Annotated in this window: 5 protein-coding genes and 1 pseudogene; 1 reads left to right on the forward strand and 5 read right to left on the reverse strand. The window is 45.8% G+C overall.

What is annotated here, in order from left to right:
• Positions 1–394 precede the first annotated feature (394 nt).
• The gene (locus JMY01_RS06210; RefSeq protein ID WP_201574756.1) at positions 395–1,069 is read left to right on the forward strand and encodes a hypothetical protein; all 675 of its coding nucleotides are present in this window, start codon (positions 395–397) and stop codon (positions 1,067–1,069) included.
• 153 nt (positions 1,070–1,222) lie between these two features.
• Here the strand turns inward: JMY01_RS06210 and JMY01_RS06215 are convergent, their stop codons facing one another.
• The 5 genes and pseudogenes from JMY01_RS06215 to JMY01_RS06235 form a co-directional block, all read right to left on the reverse strand.
• Positions 1,223–4,630, reverse strand: coding sequence for a hypothetical protein (locus JMY01_RS06215; protein ID WP_201574757.1), 3,408 nt, complete (start codon positions 4,628–4,630; stop codon positions 1,223–1,225).
• A gap of 1 nt (position 4,631) precedes the next feature.
• Entirely contained in the window at positions 4,632–12,767 is an 8,136-nt protein-coding gene (locus JMY01_RS06220; RefSeq protein ID WP_201574758.1) for a hypothetical protein, read from the reverse strand.
• 224 nt (positions 12,768–12,991) lie between these two features.
• Complete coding sequence (locus JMY01_RS06225; RefSeq protein ID WP_201574759.1) at positions 12,992–14,005, reverse strand: AraC family transcriptional regulator; 1,014 nt, start codon at positions 14,003–14,005, stop codon at positions 12,992–12,994.
• A 161-nt stretch (positions 14,006–14,166) separates the two neighbouring features.
• A complete protein-coding gene (locus JMY01_RS06230) occupies positions 14,167–16,248 on the reverse strand; it encodes a hydantoinase/oxoprolinase family protein (RefSeq protein ID WP_201574760.1) in 2,082 nt (693 codons plus the stop codon).
• Between the two features lie 89 nt (positions 16,249–16,337).
• Positions 16,338–18,086 (reverse strand): annotated as a pseudogene (locus JMY01_RS06235) (hydantoinase B/oxoprolinase family protein).
• Positions 18,087–18,350: the final 264 nt, after the last annotated feature.

Here is an 18,350-nt window from a genome sequence, read left to right on the forward strand (position 1 = left end):
AAAATACACTATAGTCCAAAAATATTTAGGCGTACAAAAACCCCAGGCAGATCGTAAGAACTGTTTAACTATAAATAGATAGTGAAGTAGGTCAAAGTAAGAACCGAATAATAAGTTGTAGACTATGTGTTGCTATTGAGCTAGAAGGCATTAAACAGATATCATGAACTCAACACCACACAGCCATCATTTAACATAATATACATTATGCGAAAACAAACTAACAGCTTTGAGAGTATTCTGTAAACCAAATATTACAAAACTCCCTCCTAATGTTTGCTAATTTAGTAAGGATATTCATTGTACGCTTAATCAAGCATTGTTCAATCAAAGCTTATTGCAGTACTGATTATAATTTCAATTAACTTAATTTAGTTACGATAAGGATATTTTTATGATGCCGTCATCTTGCCTTAGTATCTCTAAGTCTTGTCTATATAAGTTATCTGCTGCTGTGTGTTTCGCATCCATCCTAACTGCAACTGGCTGTCAATCTTCTGCTGAGTCCAACACGACCATTCCCAATCATCAAAACGGCAATTCATCAGCGCCTGTCGTCTCTGACATGAGTCAGCAAACGCTTAGACAGCAAGCATTACGTATCCAACGTGCGCTTGCCAATAACGACTATGCCAGAATCACCAACGACATCCATCCAACTCGCGGTGTGCGTTTTTCGATGTATGCCTATGTACGTCCAGAGTCAGATAAAGTCTTTAGCCGTGACCAGTTTGCCCAATATCTACAAGAATCTAAAATTCGCTTTACTTGGGGTGAACGTGACGGTACTGGCGATCCCTTAGTCATTCCACTACCAGATTATTTGGAGACTTGGGTCGATGCTGATAAGTTTAATGAATCTACCCTGAGTGTTAATGAGTTTAAGCAAAATGGAAACATGATAAACAACTTAAAAAATATATATCAAAACTCAGAATTTGTTGAGTTTTACTATAAGGGAACAGAAGAGTTTGACGGTATGGACTGGCGCATCATGCGTTTGGTATTTGATGAGTATCAGGGAAAACGCTACCTAGTTGCTATTATTAATGAACAATGGACAGTATAGGCGCTTGATTGTTTAGATGATGAAAAATATTAAAGATTGAGGGCAATGTATCTATCAGGCACTGCCCTTTTTTTGTATTCTGCCACAAAGTCTCGTGCTATTAAAAACCACTAGCATATTCACTTTTTAACATATATTGTAGTAAACCAATTCTTATATCGCATTTACTGCTGCAATCGCGCTCGCTACGCTGATACGACCTAAGGGGTCAATCAGTTCAACTTGATATTCTGTTCCAAAAGGAACCTCTTCATTTGCAAGGTCGGTTAAAACATCATTAATCACAAAAGGTCCTCTACCTGATACCTTGACCTCACTAATCACAGCAAATGCTTGTTCTGTAGCTAATCTGCGTCTTATTTGGATGCGATAGCTACCTACTTTGCCACCAGATAAGTCATCCTCATGATCGACGATTAATTGAACCTCTTTAAGGCCTGTTGGGCCAGTTGTCCCTTTTATCTCTTCGATGCTCGGAGCGCTTGGCGCAGTAGCAGGTGCTAAAATCAAGCTGACAGGGTTTGATGCACGGCTCCAACGTCCAGCTACGACACTAGAAGCCGTTTCGCTTTCTGGTTCTGCTTGTACTTCTGCAACCCAGCTATATTCAACCCAAGGTTTTAACTGTGCAGTCGCTGCAACTTCGACGCTACCATCATCTCGATAGATGGCTGTCTGTAGCCCCGTTGTGGTGTTTTCTAGTGGCAAGTTTTGTGCAACGATGAGCATGTCTTGTATATTACTACTGCTAACAGAAGAGCGTCTCAAGCGCCAGCGATGACCTGGCGTTACTCCAGATTCTAAGGTCAGCGCTACCTTGGCGACATAAGGAGGCTCAGATGGCTCTGCAGGTACTTGCGTTACCGAGATACTAGGGCTAGCTGGCGGATCAGTATTAGGAATGGCATATATCAGCATATCCAACTGCTTTAGGTCAGGCTTTGCTCCTGTGGATGCCATTGTCGCCACTTTATAAAAGTTGAGCAGTTTTAATGAGCCTGACACGCCATGACGAAACCCAACCTCTTCTGCATTAAAAACCACCTGCACATCTGCTAGCTTTTCAAATAAGGCATCGTGGAAAAACGCTTGGTGCTCACGATAAATCGCTGCCCGATCCGCTGCAGTGGCTGCATCGTTTAATATACCCCCCTTCCCCAAAGCCTCTAACTGCGCTAATAAGCGGTTTTCATCGGTATAATATATGTCAAAAGTGCTTTGCTTATCTTTTGGTTGCCAGCGATACTCGATCCAACTGACACCTGTTATATCTGGACGTGCCGCATATTGAACTGTATTTTCAATATCTATTTGTGCAGGTGGCCGTGGGTCATTTAATACCAGCGTCAGGGGTTCAGATTCCATTGACAATCGATTGTTGGTATCTTGCCACGTGGCAACGATACGCATCTTGCGCTGCTCTGCTGGCTCAAGTGTCGGTGCGGTAACAGTGATCATCAAGCAGTAGTTATCAAGATTAGGGTCGTGATGAGTGCTGTTATTAGCATTGCTATGAAGGCTATCAACAATAACTTTTGTGGATTCTAATATCGTTAAGGTAGTGCGCTCTTGAGTAGATAGATCTGTCAAACTTAGGTTTAATTTTTTGAGTAAGAAGCTGCCAGGCGCCAATACATCAGAGTCTGGCACTGGTACTTTGATCAGTATCTCACCGCCGACACTTGCCGCCGCCTCGGCTGTCGGTATGGTATAAAACGCCTGAAGCTGTGGACGTGGCGGATATGGACGAGGACCTGCTGCTGCTGTGATAAAAGTCCAGTTTGACCAACGACCAAACCTGTCTTGCTGCGCCACTGCATACTTGATCGCCTCAGGCACGGCAAGGCGATCACTGATAAACCCTGTACCTGGCTCAGAGACAACGTCACCAATACTACTATTGGTATTGATTGATAATACGATTGGCATGTGAAATCTTCTGGCATTCTTTCTATTTAGGGCTTGATACTGACCTGTTTTAATCAATGGCTGCTTGCCAGCGGCCAGTAACCCTGCTACCAAGGTATCTGCTAAATCCACTCTGACATGCCTTTTAGCTAGCGGAGGTATAGCGGGAAGCCAATCTACATGCTCCGCTTTGTTAATAGTAGGCGCATTCACTTGATCTAAAATAGAGCCCTGATCGGCAATGACGATGGTACTTATACCAATATAACGCTTGGTGTTTGCAAAGTTTTGCAACACACGTCTATTTAACATAAACTCTGACTTACCTTCCGTCAATTTTACGTACCAATCCATCACGGTTTCTGACGAAGCTGTTTTGTAAGGCTGCGGAATATCATTCAGTAATAGTTTGTATAATAGATCTTCATTATTTAATTTCGCTAGCCACTCTGCAATTTTACCTGTTCCTGTTGAGCGCATCGGCTCTGAGTAGTCGTTAAAAAAACCATTGATTTGATAGATGACTATGTCATGATCAGAAGCTGCTGGAGTATCATCGTATAATTTATAACCAATAAGGGCAGCTGTACCAGGATCTATCTGTAATTGATTAAAATAACTTAAGCGCGATATGTTATTGCTGCCAATTGGGGTGGCATTTTCATCAATGATGTCTTCTTCAATCGTCTGTGCAAATGGCGAGTCGCTGCCTGTGAGTAATAACTCTAAATCATCATCCATACCCTCATATAAAGAAGCCACTCGCCGACTCTCAAACCTATCATCACTTAGCGGCGCGGTAGCAGGTGCAGGCGTATTAAGTGTCTCTTGCAGCGGTCGACGTTTAGGCGCTTGCGCTTTGACACGCTCAAAAGCGCGGCGCTCGGCATTCGGTAGTGACAGATATCGTAAGCCTCCGGCATGCGGTAAATTGAGCACAGCATAAGGCTGAAAGTATGAAATGGCTTTTTTGCCCTGTGATTGCTGGGTCAGCTCTTTTGCTTCTATCCACTCTATGCCTGTTACCTCACCTACTCCTGTGATCTTAATCTCGGTGATATTGTGTGAGTTGAACACATAGCGATGTTGAGAGCGCTTCCCAATTGACGCAAGTCCGCTGTTGGCTGTATTAACAAAGGCTTCACACTGTAATGATGACTTGCCTACTGAGGGTTTCTTACGCCTACTGTAATCGACTACCCTATCAAAGCTATCAAAGACAGTGTCAGGCAGCCGCTTACCACCCAAAAATTTTACTCTGTTTAATGGGTTTAGTACTCGCTCATATTTCTGATCTATAAATTTATATATAGGGCGTGATGGCTGCTTGACCAAAACCTGTGCCCAAAGGCAGACCTCATCTGCTTGTAACGGTATTCGTGCAATAACAGGATTATCAGGGGTGACATCAAAAGGTGGCTCCAGAGCATATCCCATCGAGTCGATGAAGACAGCTGCCGTACGCAATAAATTACGGTATTTTAAATCTTTGGCCGTGGTAACGGTACGTTTAATCACAAAAGGCGCGACTGGCAACCCCAGTTTTGGGTGCGCCGAAAGTCTAATATAGTTGCCCTTATGTAGATGAGAGTCGTTATTATCAACTGACAGCGCTTGGGCATTAAAGAGTCCTGGTTTCACTAATGGCAACATGTTATAAGCCCTCTCTGTTGATAATAGCGGGTTGATTGCTGATGGTTTTTTTACCCGTTTTAATGCCTTCTTTACTCATAAATACCAATGCAATATGAGAGGTTGTATCTGATATCAGCAGTGGCTGAGCAGGCTTTAAAAACACCCGTGTCCAGTTTTTATTGGCACTGTGGACACTAAGCGTTTGACCACTTATAAGCGCCTTGTTTAGCATCAACGTGTCTTTTATTATCGCCTTATCATCACTGGCTACCGCACCAGTACGTTTTAAAGGCTCTAGGCTGTCTATAAACAAACCCTCAAGTCGCCATGAGCTGCTATTGGTATCGCCATGAGAGTGGATATTAGAATCGGTAAGAGACCAAACGGCATAAGTCATCGGATGACGCCCGGGTAGCGGTAAGATATCCACGCCCATTATAGTTAAGAGCTCATCTATCAGGCTGTCAGACACCTGCAAATCACTATTTGCTATGACCGTACCACTAGGTAAGATAATATCACTTGGGTAATATGGATTGACTGAACCGCTTAAATCATACCCTAGGTGCTCGATCAGCTCGTCAGCTCCCGCGTAAATAGAGGTTTTAAATCTAGAAGCTGATATCACCAAAGGATCACTTTCATCGTCTTTTAATGCAATAAGATTGAAGTCATACATGGCATTGGGCTCCAGCTCAAAGCTGGCTTGTAGCGACGCCCCACCCATCAAAGTACTATCAGGTAAGCAAGGTGACTGCATTACTGCCTCATTAATGCGCTGATATCCCAAGCTATTGAGCTGATCGGGTGCATTGAGCCAGTCAAGAGATTTGGGTTTTAAGGATTGCAGTATTGCTTGCAGTCTACTAAAGGTAGACTGCGGCGGTGGATCTGTACGTTTTACTTCTACCCAAAGCTTTCGATCATATCGTGCCAGCAACTGCTCAACGTGACCAGTCTCAAAATGCACCCATAATGGATCCTCCGTAAAATGTGCTATCTGACCATTGTCAGGCTCGACCAGTTTGAGATAACGAGCGATATCTCTTGGGTCAAAAATATACTCGTTTAGCCCATCTTGGGTATCATCAGCTAGCGCTGATTCCTCTGCTACGGCAAACTGGAATCGTTGTGAGTCCCCTGCCGTCCAATCTGCCGCTACAGGATCTGGTGGAGAGGTTTCATCATCTTTTGGTTGCCATGATTGCCATGACCAGTCCAAGGCTATCTCATAAGTACAGCCTGCATCTAATAGGATTTCACGGCGCTCATTAGCATCCAGCTCTATTAATAGATGCTCTATTTTCTCTTGCAGGCTCTGCCTAGCGGCTTGATCGGCTTCTTGATTGTCTACTGCCAGCTTATCTATTGCGCATATTGACAGTACGCTGACATCAAAATTAGGCTGACTTTCTATCGCAAACCCGTTCCAAGCAGTTTGTCTGTTATTAGGCGCAGGGCGATATTCGACCAGATAGCAGTCATCTGCTAGTGTCGGCAAATTGATGATCTTATAATCCCACATTAATGACGGGTCATCGTTTACAATCCCAGTAACCTTTGGCACACCGCTGATCTTGCTATTCACTCTAGACGTCGTTGCTGAATCTGCTTCTGTAGACGTGGTTTGAGTATGGGCAATCACCTTGTTGATATCTATGCGCTCTGCATCCAATAAAGACGCTAGTCGTCTTTTTTTGCCAGTCTCAACAGGTAACTTGTAGCAGATTTTGAAAAGGACAGCTTCACTCCTACCGCCTTGCAGTGTAAAAGCAGTGATGCCGTCCTCAGTATTTTCAGGATCAAGTTGTATACGATGAAACTCTTTTGCGCCGCCTGATACTGTCATAGAGGCGATAACTTTCTTATCCTTATTAAACGCCTGTGCCTTAATCGAGGATTTAGCCCAGCTCACCACCCACAGCTCGAGATAGTGACATGGCGCTGATAAAGAGACGTGTATACCTGTATCAGGAAGGGCAATATCTAATGAGCCATCACGGCCGACTACAGGTACTTTTCTACGTTGATCTACAGCATCTACCAATTGTAGATAACGATCTGCCTCTAGAGGGGTGATATAAAAAATACTGTGCTTAAGTGTCTTTTGCCGACGCGATACTGGTTTTAAATCATTAAAGCGCTCACAGATAAGCTTGGTTGTTGGTTCAGTGGGCTCAGTTGCGGTTATCAAGTCGTTAGTGGGTATCACACAGATCTGATATAAGACCGCTGCATTGCCACCCCCTGTGATTTTGATCCGCTGAATGGGATCACGGGCGTTTAAGCGTACAATCAGGGGCTCATCCCGAGTGCTGGTTAGGGTCTTACTCACTATCCTATCACCTTGCTCGCTATAGCCTTGCACCTTAATATCTTTAGGCTTAAGTATCATAAAGCGAGCTTCTATTTGTTTACCAGGCTGAGCAAACGACACATAGATACCACTATCAGGGAAAGACAAGTCTGCATGACCATCCCTTCCTGCCCGCGCAGGCGCTACTCTTTTATCCACACTATCCGTGATACTAAAGTTGTGATTAGGGTTGACCGTTGTTATGGTCATGTCGGTCAGCTCAAGCTTGGTTTTGCTAAGACCTGAGCCATAAGGCTTGATGGTCTCAAATGCTTCACACTTCTTTTTTGCTATAGTAGAGTAAGTGCTGGTTCGGCATACCAGCAAGGTGACGATCGGGTCTAGCACTTGTCTATCAAACATCGCCTCCCATGGCATGGGCAGGCAAAGCGCTGTGTCTTGATCGATCACTTGAATGGCAGGTAGTTTATAGCCTTGACGTAAGGCTGTGCCATGTCGTGAGATGGCTCTTGGCAGCTCAATCATACGGCCTGGTTGCAGCGCTATGTTAGAAGCACTTGCCAGCAATTGCGCCAAGTCTCTGCCAGCGATAAGACGACCAAATGCACGATTGACCGATTGACCGACAACATAAAAGCGGCTGGGATAAGGGGTTGTGGCTCTTGGGGTTTGAATTATTTTTATTTTGAATTGACCGATACTACGAGCAGACTGCCCAAACACGCAGCCATGCTTAGGCGCTGGTAATGGCTCACATACTTGCTCGATGGTTTTGGCAGGGTCACCATCAGTGCCCTCTGCGCCATTACTCATATTGGCTACCCAAGACAGGGCGTTCATGTCTAGGAGTTTTAGGTTCGGACCTTCATGTTCGCTTGGCAGCGGGTTGTTATCACCGCTACTATTGCTTTGACGGTAAGGGGATGTCATCCAAGTGGACTGTAGTTTTTTAGACTGACCAACGCTTATCTCACCCACCAATTTTTTGTTAGTAGGATCTGTCACGTCAGATAAGGTCAATTTGTCCATGCGATACGTGTATTTTAATTGATGGCTACCAAACCACTTGGGCTGGATGGGTGTTGACTCAATTGCAAACTGTACATCTGCTGATAAGGCGTTATGGATATAGTGTGAAAACTGGAGCACAGGTGCAGTATCTGGCCATACGGTATGATTGTCAGCTGGCTTGGCACCGATGTTATTGCCATTCTCATCAATTTTAAAAATAGCTTGTTTTTTTAAGACTACCTCATCATTGTAATTTACCTTGGCGGCCATGCCCATGATTTTATTATGTCGATCGGTTAAAGTGATCGAAACCAGCGGTGGAGCAGGAGGCTCAGGCGCTTCTAAGCTATGACTGCTACCGATACTGACACCGACACAGCCAGAGATGCTAAAGAACCATAAATCGACTTCTCCGCAAAACTCACCGTCTAAATAAACATTGTCATTCATATAGGTGAGTGTCAATGAGCCGCGAGCAGAGATAGAAATAGGGCCTAAATTCAGCTCACCATTGACAAATATACCGCCTTTTATCATCAGTGGCTTGGTGCCAAAGCCCACCAGTATAGTTGCTGAGGCTGATAGATTTATCTTTCCTGATCCCCAATCTATTCCCCAGCCAGCCCCAAACCCGACGGCAAAGCCATCGAAGCTAAAGTCTAAATTGCCATGTAGTGCCTCTATGCCGTCTTGCTCTATCATCAAAAACGCCCAAGCCCGCTCATTGATGGTAGTCGGTAACAACGTCAGGGTAATAGGCTCGCCGTATCTGGGTTTGGCAATATCGGTATTACCATCTGATCCCAGGCGAACGTAGGTGCCCTTGCCCCCGCTTGGGAAGTAAGCGCCAAACGGTACTTTGATACTCAGTAGATTGTCTATCTCGTATCTGCCCAAAACAGCGATCGTTATCGCCGTGTCATTAATGACAATCAAGCCTGTTAAGTTTCCAGCGGCTCCCCCTTCGTCAGTAGCCTCGGTATCAGGTAATGTTAATAAGCTGACATCGACGCCTAAAATAACTTCAGGGTTGGGATAGGCCATGACTAACATGCCAGCGGCTGAGAAACTAAAGCTTAAGTCGGGCAAGGTTCCTACGACCACACCGAGCCCTAAGGCATATTGCCCATGTGCTTTTGTGTATTTATCAAAAGCAGGTTTGGCCCACCAATCCAGCTCCCTTGCTACTGGATCAGCGTTTGTACCCATATTACGGCGGCCATGCATCGTGAAACTGCCTATGAATCCATATATCGCCATGCCAGTTGGGCCTATCGGCAGAGGCGTTGAGAACTGCACCCCAAGCAGAAGGGATAAAAACACATATTCAGGGGTAGTAGCAGAGGCGTTTACTTTTTGCATCGCCAGCGCTGCATTACCGCTTAAGCCAACAGGCGGGGCGATATCTACCGCTACCCCTGCTCTGATCAATCCTCCATCCGCTATCCTCAGATTGCCGACACTCGTCAAGATATTGGGTATGTCCGCCTTAATCTCAAAGCCGCGCAACTCAAACTTGGGTGAGGCGTCTGTATAGGTGATTCTAACAATAGCTTGAGAGATCTCTACAATCCCAATATCGAGCGCAGCAGCAATACCCATCTCTACCCATATCGAACCTGTACCAAAGCTAATATCGACAATCCGTAACAGGTCTGCTAACACCCCATCGATCTGCCATTGGCCTGAGTCTTCAATCTCCATCGAGACTTGGTCATCAAATACCAACCCGATTTTTTCCCACTCAGTTTTGGTGTTATCAAACTCAACACCAACGGATTTATAGCGTATTTTGAGTGGCCGATCGGCTTTTGTCTGTATGCCCATAACCTTGCTGTCAGCATGAATGGTACAGACGTAATCGCTAAGCAGGCTGACTTGATAGCCTTGTGTAGGCTGTGCAATCGAGCTGGTCTGAGCCTGTGCTTCTACGCTCATTAGCACAACCTTGCCGTTATCGACGAAATAATTGCCACCAGCGACAGCGACACCAATTAATGCTGCCAGACGCCCGCCCGCGCCGATGACGTCTTGGTCCAAGTCTACCGTCGAGAGCAGGGCTGGACCAAAAGCTAACGCTGAAACGAGGATTGTATTTTCGGACGATAGCAAACCATCGGCATCGCCTTCTGAGCGTAGTCCTAGCGTGGTATTGGTAAAGCCAGTGTGCGCATCGTGTATCCATTTTGCGTAAGCCGTCAGAACTTTTGTACCACTACTCAGTACTGGCTGGCCCTCTATGGCAGGCACGGTATCTGGTGTCCAAGCAAACTCTGCCTCAGCCAAAACAGGAATGGCGTCTTTTAGCTGAGTCACATAAGGACTTGCCCAGCGCGCTACCAATTTTACTCGATAGTCCATCTCATTGGTACTAGAAACGGTAGGCGCAGCTCGACTATCGACTGAGGCGATCATAGAACGCCGTAAATTCGCGGTATCCGTAGTGTTAGTGACTTCATCGATAATGACGGCCTCTGCCGTTGGCTGACCACCAATGGCATAGATATCAAAGCGGCGGTACTGTTGCCGAAAACGTTCGTAATCCTTGCTCTTGTCTAAGGTGTTGACCCAATTGAGGTGCTCTGGGTATCTATGCCTCATCAGCCAACCATAATTAAAGGCAGCATTAATCGCCTCCGCCTTTTCCTCTGGCATCATGACTGCATCGGCCAAGCTGGCCTCTTTAGCCCTGCATGCGTTTGCCTGCCAATCGGTTGTTTCGCCGCGTGCACAAACTTGACTTTCGGCAATGACCTCGCCTGTAGCGCCAGGCAGTAGCTTAGTCAATAACTCCAGACCTTTTTTTGCCCGTTTTTTTGCCAACTCGATATTGGCGGCATCAGGCTCGATATTAGGTTTTTCTTGTCCGATATCATCACAACGGCCAATAACAACAAAAGTTGCGCCAGGGTACTTGGCCGCCCAAGCAAGCAGCTGTATTTGCAAATCTGCCTCATTGGCAAATGACGGCTTGGTATTAATACCAGGGTTTTTATTACCCCATTGTAAAACCCGATTTTCACTATATTCCATCAACACCTGAATATGACGGTCAAGGGTACTGCTTTCGATACTGGGGCTGGAGCTAGAGGTTTCAGTGCTTAGAGGATGCGCTATGATGACCTGAGCCAGACTGTCAGCTGGCAAGTCTAGCTGGGTCTGATTGGTGGGTAGGATAGCGGCTCGATAGGGATGAAAGATTAATATTCCTCGAGTGAGAAAAGCAGAAAGCTCATAATTTGCTTCGACAGCGGCAAGTTTGACGGGGTTGTTTTCATCTGTGTGGCTAAATACGCCATTTTGGGTACCAAACAGTAGGTCACCTGCAGCCAATATCTCTAACTGCAAGTAGTTGACTTGCTTGGTCTCAGCACTACCGACGACTGTTGTTTTGGTCAATTTGATTGTGTGATGCCCTAATAGCTCAGACTCATCGGCATCAACCTCACTGAGGTCAAATACCACTCCCTGCCCGCTTTTGCTTAATGCAGTATTGGTCAGCTCCCACTGATAAGTACTGTTATCTGTATGAGTAGCATTGCCATCAGCAGGTAGTGTAGGCACTGCATACCATTTAATGGTGCTGATATCCGCGGCAGTACCACTAACATGAATGACTTTTTCGTAAGGCTTGTTATCAAAATGTGCTCTCACTGTCGTTGGTGCAGTGCCAGAAGCCTTAAACCGAAAAGTAATGGCTGGATGACGAAGGCGCGTTTCTTGATCTTCTTCAACGATTATTTCAATAGGCTCAACGATGAGCTTACGGGTATTCCAAGCTGTGCCTGTGGTTGTCAATCCTTCCTCTGAGGCATTATCTCCCCAAGTCCATCTCGCCGTCCAACGGTTTCCATCAGGCGTAGGCGCAGCCGCGGTCAATGCCACATCTATCAACACGTTTTCCTCTTGTGTGGCCACAATCTCAACTTTTCGCGACAATCCTGAGCCCGCTATTTCTAATGGTATATCGGGGGTGATGTCTTGTTGCCTAAACTCAAAGGTACTGGGGTCTAATGGACTACGACCAAACTGAACTTCGAGCTCTCCATAAAGCCCAAAGGGCTTGCCTAACAAAACCTCACGTACGCCCCCTGATAGATCGCCCACCAAAGGTAAGTTGCGCGGTGCATAAAATGTCGCTTCTTGAATGGCAAGCCCCATCCAGTCAGGTCCCACACTAGCATTAGAGATAAAAGCAGGAGACAGCTGTTCTGAAAAATCAAAGACGACCTTGCCGACTATCAGGCCAAAGTCGGAGGATCCAATAAAAAAAGATGAAGGGCTAAAAAAGACCGAAGAAAATGCTTGTGAGCCTTGAAGCTCCTCTGCCGACTGAGGTTGCTCAACAAATGAAAAGTCTACTCCTGATGTTCCTACGGGGCTTGAGAGACGTAACCAAGCAGACTGCCCGATGATTTGGACCTTGTTATTTTTAGGATCAGCAAGCAAATGTCTGGGCGCAGTACCCTGCTCAGGAACATAAATGGCGGGGCGTAGCCCTTCTACTGTCAGTATTAGATTTGATAAAAAAATCTCCAATTGCCAACCGTCGACCGTACCATTAGCGTCTTTCATGGCGATCAATCTAACGGGAAAGCCGCCATTGGTTAATGGCAGCGTCAAGTCACCAATACCGACATCCAATGTCTTTGGGAAGGCATAAGAATCAGTCGGCTTCAGATTGCCCGATACGATCAATACATCTGGTGAGGATTCTGGCGACTCAATATCGATTTCAAAGTGTTCGATAAAGTCTTGAATAGGCTTGGGCACATTCAAGTACGGAATACCTTGGTTTTGGTAGTACTCTGTGAGAAGTATCGACATCCTGTCACCTTCCTATTCAAGTGCTCTTAGAACCTTGCTTGCCTTATAAAACAATCAAGATTTACTTAAAAATAGCACAATTTGTATACTTAATGAGCAATTCACCCCTTATTTTTGTAAATAATTGTTAATTTATTAATAATTTTCCTTGAAAAACAGCATCAAGGTCTGTATATGACAGCATATCACAGCTTAGAAGTATCCCGAGGCGTATAACCAAAATACTATTTATAGATACGCGAAAAGTAACTTTGATCGCCATAGCCTACTTTATGAGCGACTTCCTCAATGGTCACATAACTTTTACTCTTTAAAATATGATTGGCTTGTTTTAGACGCAGCTCTTTTACCCACTCTGAAAAACTATAAGGCAGGTCAGCAAAAAGCTTGTGCAGGTATCTGACAGAAATATGGCAAGCAGCGGCGACTTTTTTTGGGGTCAAAGCAGGGTTTTCTAAGTTCAAATATACGTAATGCTCGATACGTTTTAAATGCACCGACTGTATAGAAGAAGTGTTACTCATCATGACTTCTTTAGGTGCACTCAACGTTAATACAATGAGATTTAGTAGCTGCTGCTCTAGTATTTTTATCTCCAAATCGTCTAGCTGATGGCTCTGCATAAACTCCAGTATTTGCCGCATCTGAAAAACCAGTAGCCTGCCAGCGCCTTCATCGATAGATAGGCTACGGGCAAACTGGCGCTCTATGGTGCGTATTTGCGCAGTGAGTAATGCGAGCGGTACTTTGATCACATATAGCGACGCTTCATGCAGATGGTAAAACTCGTAAGGTAAATTGGATAGCTCAATAAAGAACTGCCCAGGCTTAGAAGTCAGCTGCCGTCCTTTTTGGGCAAAATGCACATCGCCTGTGATAGGAAACGTAATCAAAATACTGTCGTCAGTATAATCAGAGCTCTGCACACCGCGATCATAGTGCACCGTATTAGCATAATAACGCGACACGCCTATATCTAACAGCTTAGAATGCTGCAAAAAACCAGAAAACTTATTTGGCTGCCTGAAGCTGACATCAAGATCAAAATAAGTATCATTAATGGTGCGCTTCCAGTCAAATGCGTCTAGTGTCTGCACCCTACCTATCGGTGGTATCGCTAACACAGAGGTGTCTAAAACACTCTTATCATCTAAGGTATCTTTGACAGTGACCGATAACTCAACTGATGGATTTTGATCAGTGTATTGAGGGTTGTTTGGCTTGTGATTTGCAGTCATCCTTGAATACTCAGTAATTGGTACACAACTGTACTGATATCCTAGCAGTTAATAATGAACGATTCTCTTTTATATTCTAAATAAAGCCAAAAAAGGCGTCAGGAACTGAACGCTGTTCAATACCTGACGCCTTAACGTTAATACAAAGCTTAAATTTTGTTTTATGCCGCTCTGGTCAACTTATAGGTCCCAGTCTCATGCAGCTCTGCTTGCCAGCCGTCCTTAATCACCAGAGTCGTAGTTGGCTCTTGAATAAGCGCAGGGCCAGTGACCACAGCGCCAGCTCCGAACTGTTCGCCATCATAGATAGGCGTGTCGATCCAGTCATAAGATTGATCAAATAACATCTTACGACTGTCAATCTGAGCTTGGCTGATGTCACCTTTCTGGGCAGGCAGAGTTGGTAGCTTTGGCTTACTAATCTTACCAATCACCGCCACTTCAATATTGACTAGCTCAACCTTACTATCACGCTCATCATAGGTATACAACTCTTTGTGACGCTGATGAAACGACTCCAAGATGGTTTGCACGCTCTCAGCATCGAGCTTGCCGTTTGGTATCAGCACATTACATTCATGTACCTGACCGACGTAGCGCATCTCCATGGTACGTTCGATAGAGATGTCTTCATCTGTAAAGCCATCTTCGAGTAGTTTTTGTACGCCTTGCTCTTCGAGCTCTTGTAGTTTTGTATTGAGATCATGCAGATCTGCCTCGGGGGCGATGATCATCATTTGTGTCGCCAAGTAGTTATACTTGATATCAGAGATGATTTGGCCAAAGGCGCACAGGCAAGAAGCTATCTTGGGGATTAAGATAGTACCAATACCCATCTCTTCAGCAAGCGCGATAATATGCATACCGCCCGCGCCGCCAGCACATATCAGGGTAAAGTCACGCGGGTCATAACCTTTTTCAATAGTAATACGGCGAATCGCATTGGACATGTTTTGGTTGACGATGGCACTGATACCAAAAGCCGCGTGAGCCAGATCAATCTTCAGTGGATCAGCAATATGCGTCTGTACCGCTTGTACTGCTTTTTCTTTATCCAAGGTCACACTACCGCCTAACACCGCATTGGGCTGTAGATAACCCAATACCAAGTTGGCATCAGTCACCGTTGGCTGCTCGCCACCTTTACCATAACACGCCGGCCCAGGGGTGGCGCCAGCACTTTGAGGGCCGACTTCTAACATACCAAAGGTATTGACATGACCAATAGAGCCGCCGCCTGCGCCCAAGGTCTCGACATGAATCATCGGCACGCCAATGCGATTTCGCAAAAAATCAATATCACGGTTGAGACTGGTTCTACCGGATTTTGCCATGGTGATGTCAAAAGACGTGCCGCCCATGTCGACCGTGATGATATCGTCAATACCAAAAGGACTGGCGATATACAGACCGGCCTGCGGTGCTGACGCTGGCCCTGAGTTGATGGCATTCACTGCCCGTTCACGCATGATCTCGCCAACCGCAAGTCCGCCATTCGATTGAAAATAACGCACGGGCTGCTCTGCGCCTAACGCCTTAAAATAATCATCAATCTTATGGACATAAGAGGCCATGACTGGGCTTAAATAGGCATTGACCAGTGTCGTTGAGGTACGAGTATATTCCTTAATCTGCGGATATACGTCGCTGCCGCAGCAGACAAACACCCCCGGCATATGCTGCTCAACCAGCTCCTTTGCGCGCTGCTCGTGCTGGGTATTGCGAATAGACCAGACAAAAGAGATGGCCACCGCTTTGACGTCTTTTTCCTTCAATACTTTGATGGCATCGAGGACGTCTTGCTCATTTAGTGGTTCATGCTCAGTACCATCAGCTAAGATACGGCCGCGAATGGGAAAGCGACGATCACGGGTAGCGATTTGTGGCGCTGGCGGGTAACTGGCATCATAGCGGTGCCCTTCTTCTTTATGGCCTAAGCGTATCTCGATACTGTCTTCATGGCCTTTGGTATATAATAGTCCGACCTTAACCCCTTTCATCTGAATCAAGGCGTTGAGCGCCACGGTCGTACCATTGATACATAGATCACAGGCTTGAATAATCTCTTCGATAGGACGGTCAAACTGGGTGGCGATTTGCTGTAAGCCATTGGCAATGGCCAAGGTGCCATCTTCAGGAGTAGACGGTGCTTTAAACAGATGCACGTCGCCGCTTTTTTCTGCCAGTACAAAGTCAGTGAACGTCCCGCCAGCATCGACGCCAATTCGGAAATCATTTTTCATAAGTCATCCTTAACTCAAATTATTTAATATCAGTTCAGTGTCGTAATGTTATTTGGTCATTTACCATTTGCCATTTGATTTTTATATAGTTATGCCGTCAGCTTACGACGTAGCGCGTCAGTCTCGGCTTCATTGACTGCCAGTGTTTGTGGGTCAATCACCACTCCGTATTCAGTCTTAGCCGCTGCTACTGATATGATTCTTTCTTGTACGTCTTTTAATACGGCTGGAATGGGTCGAACAAACGAGCTGCCGTAGCCGCCACCGCCAGGGTTGGTATTACGCGCACGGTCACCAGGTTGGATTTCGGTCACGGTGTTTTGCTTATATAGGTCAGTGACACCGTCTTTATGGATAATCTCCAAGCGTCCTAGCTTCAGCTCAGGTGAGATTTGCTCAGCACCTGCAGCGCCCATCGTCGGATGCTCGCGGCCTTCACCAAAGGCGACTACCGTCATTTCATGACCTAGAGGTTCAACTTCCCATACCGTGCCGCAACCACCACGATACTCACCAGCGCCGCCACTGTCTTCTGCCAGACCATACTTATGAATCAAGATGGGATACTGATACTCGAGCAGCTCGATGTCACCTGAGCTCAGAGCACCGAAGCAGCACAAGGGGCCACAAGCGTGCCAGCCATCCATTTGCTGAGTCGCACCCGCACCAGAGATGATCGAGGCTAATATCATGGTGACGTACTGCTCGCCCGTCTTTGGGTCGATACCTGAGATATTGATGCCAGAGGCATGACCCCAAGAGGCAATCACCCGATCTGGGGCAGCATCTTCAAATGCCATACGTACCGCATCGGTCAAGGTTTCCATCGGTGTGGTGGTACAGTTGACATGGGGCGCTGGCTCTTTGGCATTACACAGCGTGCCATGCTCGCCTAAGTCTACGGTGACACAGCGATACAGCCCTTCGTTATAAGGAGGATCTACTTGCGCAAACATCATCAGCCCCAGTAGCACACCAGACATCGAATTTCCCGCGTAGGAGTTAATAAAGTAAGGCACTTGCGGCGGACTGGTGATCTTGATGTGCACATCGCTGTCTGTAATCTCAATATCAGCGCTGATGGTCAAATCACCCAAACCGTGACCCGAGTCTTATAATACCGCCTCGCCATGATACTGACCATCTGGGATAGAGGCGATTAAAGAGCGCATATGGGTATCAGCCATGTTTTTTAGCTCTTCAATTGCCGCGCGTACTGTCTCGACGCCATACTTGTCTAGCAGCGCAATCATGTTACGCTCACCAACCGCACAAGCCCCAAACTGGGCATTGAGATCGCCTTCTTGGTTGCGACGAGAGCGCATATTACTGTGAATTAAGTTGATGACATCACGGCGTTTAACGCCTTTTTCCCAGATTTTGATGGGCGGGATACGTAGGCCTTCGGCATATATTTCTTTGGCATCTGGGTTATAGCCTGCCGGTACTGGGCCACCAATATCAGTGACATGACCTTTACACACTGTCCAAAACACCAACTCGCCCTGATAAAATACGGGCTTATACATACAGCAATCTAGTATATGACTGCCCATCATCACAGGATCGTTGTGATAAATAACATCGCCCTCATGAATATCATCGCCATAATATTCGGCAACGGCTTTCATGGCGGGCATGAGTGAACCTAAATGAATAGGAATATCCTGACCCTGCAAAATCATCTCAGGCAGATGATCAAACAACGCGTTGCTATAATCGTGAGCTAGGTTGAAGACACTAGAGCGGGTGGTTTTTTCTAAAGTTGTCGTCATCTCGCGCTGTGCCGTTTCTAAGGCACCCCGTACGACGGACAAAGTAATAGGAAATAGGATCAATTGAAGTGTGAGCGTTGCTCATGTGAGACTCCCTGTCTAGTAATTTATATCAGAAGATATGAGAGACTATGTAAAAGTGATATGTAAAATAGGCCGATGTGGCCGTTTATGTTTACAAATACCCTCATTCTTTGTCTGGCTGTCATCCATCCTAATGACTAAGCTTTTTTACTATAACGGGGTTTTTGGCAAATAGATTGGCTGACAGTGCAGAATTTTTGACTGTGAGTGCACACCTTTATCAAAAAAAGTCTATTTTCGATC

This window comes from Psychrobacter sp. H8-1 (assembly GCF_904846575.1).
In the GTDB taxonomy this organism is placed as follows: Bacteria; Pseudomonadota; Gammaproteobacteria; order Pseudomonadales; family Moraxellaceae; genus Psychrobacter; species Psychrobacter fulvigenes.